The sequence below is a fragment of the Streptococcus mitis genome, assembly GCF_946190115.1.
Lineage (GTDB): Bacteria > Bacillota > Bacilli > Lactobacillales > Streptococcaceae > Streptococcus > Streptococcus mitis_CO.
The window spans coordinates 24,948-37,771 of sequence record NZ_CAMHZG010000015.1 but is presented as its reverse complement, the minus strand read 5'-3'; the positions used below and the strand labels follow the sequence as shown (position 1 = coordinate 37,771).

Below are 12,824 nucleotides of genomic sequence, written 5' to 3'. Positions count from 1 at the left end.
ATCATCATAAGTTAATTTCATAATAAAAACACCCCAAAAGTTAGATTTTTTCTGTCTAACTTTTGGGGTGCAGTTCAATGTGGTTCCTCAAGCTTTTTTTTTTTTCCATAAAAATCTCCTTTCAAGTTAAGTTGATTCTCTCAGAGAGATAACTTTCTTGAGCAAAAGATTCAAGAGTTTTTTGTTTAATTTTATTTTAGGAAATACTTATGTAGTGTGCTATAATTAATTAAAGACAACCTTTAAGAAAGTAAATGTTAAGACTATGGCAATAACCTACAATAAACTTTGGAAATTACTGATAGATAAAAGTATGACAAAGACTGATTTGAAAAATATAACAGGAATGAATTCAGCTACTCTTGCTAATATGGGAAAAAATAAGTTTATTAGCTTGAGGATGGTTGATAAAATTTGTAAAGAGTTAGATTGTCAAATTGAAGACGTCGTTGAGTTTGTACGAGAGGAAAAATAATGATAAAAAATAAACCAACCTATATTAGCCTATTTTCATCTGCTGGAGTTGGGTGCTATGGCTTTAAGTTAGAAAATTTTGAATGTATTGCTACCAATGAAATTGTGGAGCGTCGATTAGCTATTCAGAAAAATAATCAAAAATGCCATTTTGAGACAGGTTATATTTCTGGTGATATCAAAGAAAACGATATAAAACAAAAAATTTACAATGAAATTAAAAGATGGAAAAAAATGGGCAATGACCGAGTTGATGTTGTTGTTGCTACTCCTCCTTGTCAGGGAATGAGTGTTGCGAACCATAATAAGAAATCTGATGAAATCAATCGAAATAGTCTCGTAAATGAGAGCGTTGAAATTGTAAAGACTATTAAACCAAGATTTTTTATTTTTGAGAATGTTGCAGCATTTTGGAAAACAGGATGTCTTTCGAAAAATGGAGAAGTTATTGCAATTGGAGATATGATTGCTGAAGAGTTAGGGGAGACTTATATCTTCGAGCATCGCATCCTTAATTTTAAAAATTACGGTTCCAACTCTTCACGACCAAGGACATTGGTGATTGGTGTTGATAAGCAATTAGTTAACCAAATTGTCCCAAGTGAGCTGTTTCCAGAGTATGTAGAAGAAAAATCACTATTCGATATTATTGGTGATATGGAAGAATTAGATTGGGGACAATATAGTCAGCAGGATTTTTACCATAGTTTTAGGACATACCCTGAACATATGCGTTCTTGGATTCATGATGTTGAGCAGGGGAAGAGTGCTTTTGATAATGAGGACGATACTAAGAAACCTCACAAAATAGTTGATGGAAAGTTAGTTATTAATCAGTCCAAGAATTCAGATAAATATACTCGCCAAGTTTACGATAAAGTTGCTGCCTGTATCCATACTCGAAACGACCAAATGGCTAGTCAAAATACGGTACACCCAACTCAAGACCGTGTATTTTCTATCAGAGAGTTGATGAAACTAATGACAATTCCTGACCAATTTAGATGGATTGACAAGGAATTGGAGGAACTAAATAGTCTGACTTATGACGAGAAACGGAAGTTATCTAAAAAAGAAGAAATGAATATTCGTCAAAGTATAGGCGAAGCGGTTCCTACAGTGATTTTTCAAAATATAGCTAAAAAGATAAATGACTTTCTGAGTAAAGTTTCTCTTTCGGAAGCTGATGTAAAAAAGTTGATTAGTGATAAGGGGTTGGATAGTTTTGAAGTTTTAAAGTCATTCGTATTGAAAAGTAGAAATAAATTCTCGCTCTCAACACTGTCTTCAATTATTGAATTGGCTAACTCTAAGCGTCAAAACAATTCAGCCTACTTTACTAATAAATTCATCATTCAAGAGATTTTAGAAGACCTCCCTGATTTTGAAAAAAGTAACATTTCGATTATCGAACCATCGGTAGGTTCAGGTAATTTTTTACCTTTTATCTTTCACAAATATGCAGATAAACAAATTAATTTGACTATTGTTGATGTTGATAAGGATGTGCTTGAATTGTTAAAATTACTTTATGATAATACGCCATCAAACGTTCATATTAACTATGTTCATTCGGACTATATGGCTTTTGAGCACGATAAGGTTGATTTAATTATCGGCAATCCTCCTTTTACAAAACTTAATGCTAAAGAATCTGCATCCTATAAAAAAAATAATTTCAATGATGAAGCAACTAATCTTGCGGAATTCTTCCTTGAAAAAGCTGTTCGTTCTGCTGATTATATTTCTATGATTATGCCTAAGAATATACTAAACACCCCTGAATACTATAAAACTCGACTGTTTTTAGAGGAATACGACGTTTATGGCATTGTAGATTTTGGAGAAAAGGGATTTAAAGGTGTTTTGGTTGAGACGATAAATTTAGCGATTAAGACTATTAAAGATAAAGCTGATAGTGTAAAAGTTAGATCTCTTACTAGAAATATAACCTACCATCAGAGTAAGAACTATATTTTTTCAAAAGACCTTCCATACTGGGTAATTTATCGTAATGCTCAATTTGACGAAGTATTTTCTAAGATGAATTTTGGAATTTTTGATGTTTTTAGAGATAGGCAAATCACAAATTCAAATTCTGAGTTTCAGCCAAATGATAATGATGATATTCGAGTTTTGAAATCTCGAAATATTAGTGATGATGCCAAAAAGATTATCGATATACCAAACTATGATGCTTATATTTCTCGAAAAAATGTAAGCAAAATGGCTACATTTAAATATATCAATGATGATTCGGTTTATTTGACACCTAATATGAGCTATAAACCAAGAGTTATGAAAAAGCCAACTGGTGTCGTAACAAACGGCTCGTTGGCAATTCTTATTCCTAAGAAAAATATTTCATTAACAGAGCAACAGCGGTCATATTTTTCGACAAATGAGTATAGAGAATTTTATCAAATTGCCAGAAATTATCAGACTCGCTCATTGAATATCGATAAAACCAGTAGCTATTGGTTCGGAGCTTTAAAAAAATAAAAGGAGAAATTAAAATGAGAATTGATTTTAGAACAAATAATCCACGGTGGGGAGTTTCTGGGATTTCTTTTGCGACACTAGAAGAGTATGTTTATGTATTAGGTTTTTTGACTAATAATCGTCATTATCAAAGTTATAATGGCTTGCCTTATTCTAATTATGATCGGTCTATAGAAATACGAATAGAAGGTAATTATGTTGATGGTGCATGGGCCAGAGAATGTCGCATTCATTATCTCGAAGATGAATCAAGCTTAAGAAATTTGTCTCAATCTTTAAGTGTCGCCAGCTCAGCAGGTCGTCCTACTCATGGAGTAGTAGCAAGGATTAATTCAAATGAATTTATTAACCACTTGATTTCGGATTATAATTTTAGTGTTTCACAAACAGGTGGTTATAGTGAGTTTGTCTCACCTCCGTCGATAGAGACCGTCTGTGTAAAGTTAGAAAATTTGCTACTGAATAAGAGATTGAAGGTTGATAGATTTATTAGGATATTTAAAGAGGGATTTAATCTATGAATATTGAACAATTTTTATCACAATTTGATTATGATATTAGAAAAACTAATGATGCTCGATGGATAGACCAAAAATGTACCTATGACGTACTTTCAATTATTGCAGATTGTATCTTAGAATATGTTGGAGAAGATACAACTAAAGAATTTACTGTTTCTGATGTTTGGCACAACGATTATACTCGAGATAATGTTTTAGAAATTTTCACTAAACCTGACACTGAGTCCAAAAAGGCAAGTAATGAATATGATAAATATTTTGGTCAGCCGATTAAGTTATTGGGATATAGCCATATTTTAAGTGTGCGAAAAGCAGGAACTCGCTATTTTTATCAGGTTAATAATTTTAAGTTGTTAGAGTATATTGCGCTTCGACCAACTAATGCTTTAAACTTCCTTTTCTTATATATCCAGAAAGTCTTATCGGATAGTGGACTTTACTCTGAATTTGAGAGATTTTTTGAAGAGCAGACTAAGGATGCTTACAAGCGACTTCGTGACGCCTTTATTCAGTTTACTATTGATAATACGCCTATAAATGGTGATGTAGAGTGCGGACGAATTTTCACTAAAATCTTAAACCCACTGGCTTTCAAATTAAAGAAGCAGGGAACTATTCGAGGGATGATTTCAAAAAATATAATCACTCTAAGTGATTTGCAGTATAACCGAGTAAATTGGCGAGATGAACTATCTGGTAAAGAAAAAAGCGAAACGAGAGTAGAATATAGTTTGACTGCTGAGCAGCATCAAGCCAAGGCTCTTGCGAAATATGTGGTTGATAAGGCGAAACGCCAAGTTAGACGATTTAACGATAAATGGCGTAATGGTGTTTCCGAAATTCATCAGGTCACAGAACAAGTTAAAGCAACCCAAGCGCATCATATCTTTCCGCAATCAGAATTTCCTGAAATTGCTGATTACTTGGAAAATCTTATCATGATTACACCGAATCAACACTTTATCATGGCTCATCCAAACAACCAAACTATCTATATTGATAGGGATTTTCAGTATATTTGTTTATTAGCGAAAGCATCTCGAATTATGGTGAATTTAACATCTTCGTCAGAACCTGATTTTTATGACTTTAATGATTATCGATTTGTTTTAAATACTGGTTTGGAGACAGATGAATTTGACTCGGTTAGTGATTTAGATTTTGCCTCTATTGTTGATAAAATAGACATTCATTATAGTGATTGCTCTAGGTATACTGATTTAGTGATTGATAATAAACCAATTTATTAAAGGGGATTATGGTAGCAAGTAATACAGAGTATTTTATATCAGATATGGATGATAAGACGCACTATTTTTATATTTCGTTCGATTTAGATGACGACGGAGAAATTTATCAAAAAATTGACGACTGGTCAGAAGATATCTTTGATGATATTGCAAATTTTGCGCTTGGAAAACCAAAAGCATTAGAACTCGCTCAAGATTCCCCTCGGAAAGCTCATAGAGATTAGAATACCTGATGAGACATCAATGGATGGATTAATATCAGACGCTTCGGATATAAGTAAAGATAGAATCATCTATCGTGCTTCATTTCCAGTACATAATAAGCCAGAACAATTCTTATACCGTGTGGAATAAGAGTGAAACAGATTTATTTAATTAATAGCACCCCAAGCACATGGGAATGCCCAATCTTTCTTCTGCAGAGTCAAATAAGAATTTCCCAAAACACATTGACAAAAGCCAACATTTTTTGTAAAATAAGAATCAATTAAATACCAACACCGAATGAAGTTTAATAGAAGTGGGGAATCGTTTGATTTTCCATGACTGTAAATGGACGGAACTCTGGAGAGACCGTAAAGGCACCGAAGGGGCAAGGCAGGCAACTGCTCAAACTCTCAGGTAAAAGGACAGAGCTAGGATAGACCGCTTTTTAGCATTTATCTAAGCATTCCAGAGTACATGTATCTTGCATGTGCTCTTTCTTTTGGGGTTGAAAAGATAGGAGAAGGAAATGTTAGAATTGCTTAAATCAATCGATGCTTTTGCTTGGGGCCCACCCCTTTTGATTTTATTGGTCGGAACAGGGATTTACCTAACTGCTCGTCTAGGACTTTTGCAGGTTTTGCGTCTGCCCAAGGCTTTCCAGCTTATTTTTACTAAGGACAAGGGGCATGGCGATGTATCCAGTTTTGCGGCCTTGTGTACAGCACTAGCAGCGACAGTTGGTACGGGAAATATTATCGGGGTGGCGACGGCTATCAAGGTCGGTGGACCAGGAGCCCTCTTTTGGATGTGGATGGCGGCTTTCTTTGGGATGGCTACCAAGTATGCGGAAGGACTCTTGGCTATCAAATACCGTACCAAGGATGACCATGGTGCAGTAGCGGGAGGTCCCATGCATTATATCCTTCTAGGGATGGGAGAAAAGTGGCGACCACTTGCCATCTTCTTTGCCCTAGCAGGTGTGCTAGTAGCTTTACTGGGAATCGGGACCTTTACCCAAGTCAACTCGATTACAGAATCTATCCAAAATACGACGACTATTTCGCCAGCTATCACGGCTCTTGTTTTGTCTGTATTTGTAGCGATTGCAGTCTTTGGTGGACTCAAGTCCATCTCTAAGGTTTCAACTACCGTTGTTCCTTTTATGGCTATCATCTATATTTTGGGAACTCTTACAGTTATTTTCTTTAATATTGGGAAGATTCCTGCCACAATCGCTTTAATCTTGACATCCGCTTTTAGTCCTGTTGCTGCGGTAGGTGGATTTGCCGGTGCTAGCATTCGGATGGCTATCCAAAATGGTGTGGCGCGTGGTGTGTTCTCAAACGAATCTGGTCTGGGTTCTGCTCCCATTGCAGCGGCTGCGGCTAAGACAAATGAACCGGTAGAGCAAGGCTTGATTTCCATGACAGGAACCTTTATTGACACCCTCATTATCTGTACTTTGACTGGTTTAACCATCTTGGTGACTGGTGTTTGGAGTGGCGACTTAAATGGGGTTGCCCTGACTCAGTCAGCCTTCTCAACAGTCTTTTCACACTTTGGACCTGCCCTTTTGACCATCTTCCTTGTACTTTTTGCCTTTACAACGATTCTAGGTTGGAACTACTATGGAGAACGCTGTTTCGAGTTTCTCTTTGGGGTTCGTTTTATCTGGCTCTACCGTGTGGTTTTTGTACTCATGGTTTTGTTGGGAGGATTTATCGAGTTGGATATGGTTTGGATTATCGCAGATATTGTCAATGCCTTGATGGCTCTGCCAAACTTGATTGCCCTCTTAGTCTTGTCGCCGGTCGTTATTGCTGAAACTAAAAAGTATTTTGACAAATAATGAAATCACACAGCTCGTGTGATTTTTTTTGCTTTCATAAAAAATTTCTATCAGTGTAATTTAAAATATATATTATACAAGGTATAGAATCTGTGATAGACTAGATTTCAACAACATGAAAAGAGGTTTTATGATGACAACATTTACAATTCATACAGTCGAATCAGCACCAGCAGAAGTGAAAGAAGTTCTTGAAACAGTAGAAAAAGATAACAATGGCTATATTCCCAACCTAATCGGTCTCTTGGCCAATGCACCGACTGCTTTAGAGGCTTACCGTACTATCGGAGCTATCAACCGTCGCAATAGCCTGACACCTGTTGAGCGTGAAGTGGTGCAAATCACGGCAGCTGTGACCAATGGTTGTGCCTTCTGTGTAGCAGGTCACACAGCTTTTTCAATCAAACAAATCCAGATGAACGATGACCTTCTGCAAGCCCTCCGCAATCGTACTCCAATTGAAACAGATCCTAAATTGGACACCCTAGCTAAGTTTACCTTGGCGGTTATCAATACCAAGGGACGTGTGGGAGATGAAGCCTTGGCTGAGTTTCTAGAAGCTGGCTACACTCAACAGAATGCCTTGGATGTGGTTCTTGGTGTCAGCCTAGCAAGCCTCTGTAACTATGCCAACAATCTAGCCAATACACCAATTAATCCAGAATTGCAACCTTATGCTTAATTCATATCTGAGTAAAATGAAGTCTGAAATAATCGGACTTCGTTTTTTATCCCCTCATTTAAGCGCTTTTATGCTATACTGAAACTAACATGATTATTGGAGGTTAGGATGAAAAAACTCCCCTTGGTATTTTCTGGTTGTTTGCTAGGTTTGGCAGGAGCTGGAAATCTTATTTTAGATACATTGCCGGTTCTGTCACATCTTTTTAGTCTGACAGGTTTGATTTTGTGGATATTCTTTCTGATTCTTCATCTCTTTAATTGGAAGGAAACTAAGCAAGAATTGACCAAGTCTCCTCTTTTGTCAGGAATGGCGACCTTTCCCATGGCTGGGATGATTTTATCGACTTATGTCTTTCGCGTCTTCCCTCATCTTCCTTTGGTTGCGCAAGGACTCTGGTGGTTTTCATTTCTCTTGGATGTGGCCTTAATTGCTGGTTTTACCATCAAATTTGCCTATCCAGGCAAGAGAGTCAATGCTACTCCAAGCTGGACGGTACTTTATGTGGGGATAGCAGTGGCTGCCTTAACCTACCCTCTGGTAGGCATTATCGAGATTGCCTATGCGACCTTGAGTTTTGGTTTTCTCCTAACCTTCTATCTCTATCCCCTTATTTATAGTGATTTAAAGAAACATCCGCTCCCACTAGCCTTGCTTGGGCAAGAAGGAATCTACTGTGCTCCTTTCTCTCTACTCTTGGCTTCCCTAGTTCGAGTTGGAGGAGTCAGCCTACCGACTTGGGTCTTAATCGTCATGATCTTAGCTTCCCAATTCTTCTTTTTCTTTGTTTTAACTCGCCTGCCCAATATTTTAAAACAAGGTTTTCAACCAGCCTTCTCAGCCCTCACCTTCCCGACCATTATCACAGCTACTTCGCTCAAGATGGCTCAGGGAATCTTGAAACTTCCATTTTTGAATCATTTGGTAGTGGCTGAAACTGCTATTTGCTTAATGATTTTATTCTTTGTATTAGGCGCTTATCTGAATTGGTTACGAAAAAAGGTCTAGCTAGAAATAGCTAAACCTTATTTTTTATGGTTTGATAACTTCAGCTCCACCCATGTATGGACGAAGTGCTTCTGGGATGGTCACAGAACCATCTGCATTTTGGTAGTTTTCAAGAATAGCAGCCACTGTACGTCCAACTGCAAGTCCAGAACCGTTCAAGGTATGGAGCAATTTCACCTTGCCATCTGCTTCATCACGGTAACGGATTTGGGCACGACGGGCTTGGAAATCTTCTGTGTTTGAACAGCTTGAGATTTCACGGTAAGTATTTTGGGCTGGAATCCACACTTCCAAGTCGTAAGTTTTAGCAGCTGAGAAGCCCATATCTCCAGTAGAGAGAGCAACGACACGGTATGGAAGGTTAAGTTTTTGAAGAATGTTTTCAGCGTTGGCTGTCATTTTTTCCAATTCTTCGTAAGATTCTTCTGGTTTGGCAAATTTAACCATTTCAACCTTGTGGAATTGGTGCAAACGAATCAAGCCACGAGTATCTCGACCAGCAGAACCAGCCTCAGAACGGAATGATGGACTCATAGCAGTGAAGTAGATTGGCAGATCTTTACCGTCAAGGATTTCATCACGGTAGTAGTTTGTCAGAGGAACTTCAGCTGTAGGAATAAGGACGTAATTGCTATCGCTGAGTTCAAAAGTATCTTCCTTGAATTTTGGATATTGACCAGTCCCAAACATAGAGTCATGGTTAACCATGTAAGGCGTGATGACTTCTGTATAGCCTTCTTTTCCATGTTCATCCAACATAAAGTTGTAGATAGCACGTTCCAAACGAGCACCGAGACCTTTATAGAAGAGGAAACGAGCGCCTGTTACCTTACCACCGCGTTCCCAGTCAAGGATACCAAGATCTTCACCAAGATCCCAGTGAGCTTTTGGCTTGAAATCGAACTCGCGTGGAGTACCCCAACGGCGAACTTCCACATTGTCATCTTCGTCAGCCCCAACAGGAACGCTGTCAGCAGGGATGTTTGGAAGAGTAGTGGTAAATTCTGTCAATTTAGCATCGATTTCTGCCAATTCAGCATCCAAGGCTTTGACCTCAGCAGATAGAGTTTGCATGGCGGCAATCTTGTCATCTGCATTTTCCTTGTTGCGCTTAGCTTGGGCAATCTCAGCAGAAACTGTGTTACGTTCTGCTTTGAGAGTTTCAACCTTGACCAAGATGTCACGACGTTTGGCATCGATTTCTTTCATCTCATTCAAGACAGCAGCATCTACACCACGTGTAGCTAATTTTTCTGCGACAGCATCAAAATCTGTACGAATACGTTTGATATCTAACATAAGAACTCCTTTATGAAAAAAGCACACCTGACAAAGCGTTGGAGTGGCAGGGCCACGGTTCCATCCAACTTCACAGGTGTGCACTTGATTGTGTATGTAATTGTTACTAACGGTAGAATTTCACCTATCCCTCCTATCTGCTCGCAGCATCCGCAGACTTTCTGAAAGAAGAAGATAACCTACTTATCCGTTGCTATGATTATACTAAAGTTTCTACTTTTTTGCAAATAGATTTTTAAATTTTTGACTAATGGTTTGAATCAGGGTCGGAAGTTTGACGACCTTATCATTCCCCAGTTTTTCGCGAGCAATTTTAAGAATGGCACCTGAGTCTTTTGAAGCAAAGAGGAATTTTCCTCTGTCTGTAAAGACTTCGAAGTGGCGACTGATTTTGCGACCAGTGACATTGGCTCCAATATGATTGATATGGCTCCAAGGAATCTGGATAAATTGTTCAACATTGACATCGGGGTAAAATTCCAAAGCCTGATCTCCGACAAGGAATTTCCCAACTTTCCCAGCTATAGAGAGGTAGGAGGTGCCTGTCGTATTGAGGAGCACTGTTTTGTTAAGTGATTGAGCCATGCTTAGTCTTCCTTACTTTCACCGAAAAAGGCATTGTAAAGGGCTTTAATAGCTGCTTTCTCTTGGTCCTTATGGACAACAAACATAATAGATACTTCACTAGAACCTTGAGACATCATCTGGATGTTGATCTTATTTTCAGATAGAGCACGTGTTGCAGTAGCAGTTACTCCGATATGGCTCTTCATCTTTTCTCCAACAATCATAATGATAGAAAGGTCGTGTTCGATTTCTGCATGGTCTACTTCAGCCTTTTGAACCAACTGACGAAGGATTTCTTCTTCCTTGATAGGAGTTAGTTCGCGAGAACGGAGGATGATTGAAAGATCGTCGATACCTGTTGGCATATGTTCCCAACCGATGTTAAGATCTTCAAGGATTTGAAGAACCTTGCGTCCAAATCCAACCTCACGGTTCATGAGGTATTTCGACATGTTGATGCTGACAAAGCCTGAGTCACCAGCAATTCCCACAACTGGAAATTCATCACTACTATGTTTTAGAACGATACGAGTACCTGGATGGTCAGGGTTGTTGGTATTCTTGATAACGAGAGGGATTTTTCCACGGTAGGCAGGAAGAAGGGCTTCGTCATGAAGAACTGAGAAACCTGCATAGGCCAACTCGCGCATTTCACGGTAGGTCAACTCAGGAATCGAGTGTGGTTGGTGGATAATTCCTGGGTGGGCTGCAAAGATACCATCAACGTCTGTAAAGTTTTCATAGAGGTCTGCCTTAACACCTGCAGCAATGATAGAACCTGTAATGTCTGATCCTCCACGTGAGAAGGTACAGATTTGATTTTCCTTAGTAACTCCAAAGAAACCAGGAATGACAAGGACTTCATTTGCATTTGTCAATTCTTCAATCTTGTCATAACTTGATGGAATGATGCGAGCGTGACCAGGTTCACTTGTGACCACAATACCAGCTTCTCGAGGGTGCACATAGCGTGCATCAATACCATTTTGGTTAAAGTAGGCAGCAATCAATTTGGCATTGTTATTTTCACCCGCTGCTAGGAAAGTATCGTAGAGAAATTCATTTTCTTCAATAGGAAGAGTGGCCAAGGCGCGAATGCTTTTTGAAATTTTTTCTAGCACAGCTGGTTTAAGACCTAGTTCACTAACCATAGCAGCATAGCGGTCGATAATCCAGTTTTGACTCTTGCTAATATCGTTACCAGCAACATAGTCGCGATAGTATTTAATCAAGGCATCCGTAACCTTAGTATCTTCAGCATTGCGTTTACCAGGCGCAGAAACGACTACAAAACGACGCTCTGAATCGCTTTTTACGATGTTTAAAACTTTTTCTAATTGACTAGCAGAGGCAAGAGAGCTACCTCCAAATTTAACAACCTTCATAAGAACTCCTAAAGTAAGTATTTTATACGATTATAGCAGAAAGAAAGCCTTTTTTCAATGAAGAAAATAAGATGCTTTCTACATTAAAGGGAGCCTGTATTATCGGATGAGACACTTTTAGTCGATTTTTTCTTGCTTTCGAGTTTTAAAAAAGATATACTTTGAAAACAAAATAATTTAAACTGCTTATAAAATAAAAAGGAGTCCTGATGGAACACATTATTTATCAGCTTGAAGAGGACTTGGCAATCCTTACCTTGAATCGTCCTGAGGTCGCAAATGGTTTTCATATTCCTATGTGTGAGGAGATTTTAGAAGCTCTGACTTTGGCAGAAGAGAATCCGGCTGTGCATTTTGTCTTAATCAACGCGAATGGCAAAGTCTTCTCTGTTGGGGGAGATTTGGTAGAGATGAAGCGGGCAGTGGATGAGGATGATATTCCATCATTGACAAAAATCGCAGAGTTGGTCAATACTATTTCTTATAAAATCAAGCAAATAGCCAAACCTGTCTTGATGGAGGTTGATGGGGCTGTTGCAGGTGCCGCAGCGAATATGGCTGTTGCTGCGGATTTCTGTCTGGCAACGGATAAGGCTAAGTTTATCCAAGCTTTTGTTGGAGTTGGTTTGGCTCCAGATGCAGGTGGGATTCATCTCTTGAGTCGTAGTATTGGTGTGACGCGTGCTGTTCAATTAGCTATGACAGGAGAAGCTTTAACAGCAGAAAAAGCTCTAGAGTGGGGCCTGGTCTACCGTATTTCTGAAGCTGATAAGTTAGAAAAAACCAGAGGACAGCTTCTTAAAAAATTAAGACGTGGGTCAGCTAATTCCTATGCAGCCATCAAGAAGTTGGTTTGGGAGAGCCAATTCAAAGATTGGCAAGATTATGCTACTTTAGAACTGAACCTACAGGAATCCTTAGCTCAAACAGAGGATTTCAAAGAGGGAGTTCGGGCTCATTCGGAAAGAAGAAGACCTAAATTTACAGGAAAATAAAAAAATACTTGCACTGTTCTTTGAAGTTTGATATAATTTTTTTGTCAAATGTTTTGATTGTGAAAGTTTTTTGAAAAGGAGGGAA

General features: G+C 38.5%; 12 protein-coding genes and 1 riboswitch. Of the genes, 9 read left to right on the top strand and 3 right to left on the bottom strand.

Annotated features, from left to right (window positions below):
* The first annotated feature begins 265 nt into the window (after window positions 1-265).
* From N8L90_RS08095 to N8L90_RS08060, 8 genes are all read left to right on the top strand, one after another.
* The gene (locus N8L90_RS08095) at window positions 266-475 is read left to right on the top strand and encodes a helix-turn-helix domain-containing protein (RefSeq protein ID WP_049493008.1); all 210 of its coding nucleotides are present in this window, start codon (window positions 266-268) and stop codon (window positions 473-475) included.
* Entirely contained in the window at window positions 475-2,976 is a 2,502-nt protein-coding gene (locus N8L90_RS08090) for a DNA cytosine methyltransferase (RefSeq protein ID WP_261024991.1), read from the top strand. Before N8L90_RS08095 ends, N8L90_RS08090 begins: the two co-directional genes overlap by 1 nt.
* A 14-nt stretch (window positions 2,977-2,990) precedes the next feature.
* On the top strand, window positions 2,991-3,497 hold the full coding sequence (locus N8L90_RS08085; protein WP_261024990.1) for a hypothetical protein: 507 nt from the start codon (window positions 2,991-2,993) through the stop codon (window positions 3,495-3,497).
* Window positions 3,494-4,747 carry a restriction endonuclease gene (locus N8L90_RS08080; RefSeq protein ID WP_261024989.1) on the top strand — a complete coding sequence of 418 codons (1,254 nt, stop codon included), beginning with the start codon at window positions 3,494-3,496 and terminating at the stop codon, window positions 4,745-4,747. Before N8L90_RS08085 ends, N8L90_RS08080 begins: the two co-directional genes overlap by 4 nt.
* A gap of 8 nt (window positions 4,748-4,755) precedes the next feature.
* Window positions 4,756-4,971, top strand: coding sequence for a hypothetical protein (locus N8L90_RS08075; RefSeq protein WP_261024988.1), 216 nt, complete (start codon window positions 4,756-4,758; stop codon window positions 4,969-4,971).
* Window positions 4,972-5,301: 330 nt separating this feature from the next.
* Window positions 5,302-5,390, top strand: a riboswitch (glycine riboswitch).
* Between the two features lie 90 nt (window positions 5,391-5,480).
* Complete coding sequence (locus tag N8L90_RS08070) at window positions 5,481-6,803, top strand: alanine/glycine:cation symporter family protein (protein WP_049487020.1); 1,323 nt, start codon at window positions 5,481-5,483, stop codon at window positions 6,801-6,803.
* Between the two features lie 133 nt (window positions 6,804-6,936).
* A complete protein-coding gene (locus N8L90_RS08065; protein ID WP_261024993.1) occupies window positions 6,937-7,485 on the top strand; it encodes a carboxymuconolactone decarboxylase family protein in 549 nt (182 codons plus the stop codon).
* A gap of 108 nt (window positions 7,486-7,593) precedes the next feature.
* Window positions 7,594-8,493, top strand: coding sequence for a TDT family transporter (locus N8L90_RS08060; RefSeq protein WP_261024986.1), 900 nt, complete (start codon window positions 7,594-7,596; stop codon window positions 8,491-8,493).
* A 24-nt stretch (window positions 8,494-8,517) separates the two neighbouring features.
* On the opposite strand, the gene serS is transcribed toward N8L90_RS08060, so the two are convergent.
* The 3 genes from serS to N8L90_RS08045 all read right to left on the bottom strand — a co-directional run bounded on the left by serS (window position 8,518) and on the right by N8L90_RS08045 (window position 11,744).
* Window positions 8,518-9,792 carry a serine--tRNA ligase gene (serS, locus tag N8L90_RS08055; RefSeq protein ID WP_261024985.1) on the bottom strand — a complete coding sequence of 425 codons (1,275 nt, stop codon included), beginning with the start codon at window positions 9,790-9,792 and terminating at the stop codon, window positions 8,518-8,520.
* A 213-nt stretch (window positions 9,793-10,005) separates the two neighbouring features.
* Window positions 10,006-10,377 (bottom strand): DUF956 family protein, encoded by a 372-nt coding sequence (locus tag N8L90_RS08050; RefSeq protein ID WP_219967354.1) that lies wholly within the window; start codon window positions 10,375-10,377, stop codon window positions 10,006-10,008.
* A 2-nt stretch (window positions 10,378-10,379) separates the two neighbouring features.
* The gene (locus N8L90_RS08045; protein ID WP_049538809.1) at window positions 10,380-11,744 is read right to left on the bottom strand and encodes an aspartate kinase; all 1,365 of its coding nucleotides are present in this window, start codon (window positions 11,742-11,744) and stop codon (window positions 10,380-10,382) included.
* A gap of 209 nt (window positions 11,745-11,953) precedes the next feature.
* Here N8L90_RS08045 and N8L90_RS08040 point away from each other — a divergent pair, with 209 nt between their 5' ends.
* Window positions 11,954-12,739, top strand: coding sequence for an enoyl-CoA hydratase (locus N8L90_RS08040; protein WP_261024983.1), 786 nt, complete (start codon window positions 11,954-11,956; stop codon window positions 12,737-12,739).
* Window positions 12,740-12,824 lie beyond the last annotated feature (85 nt).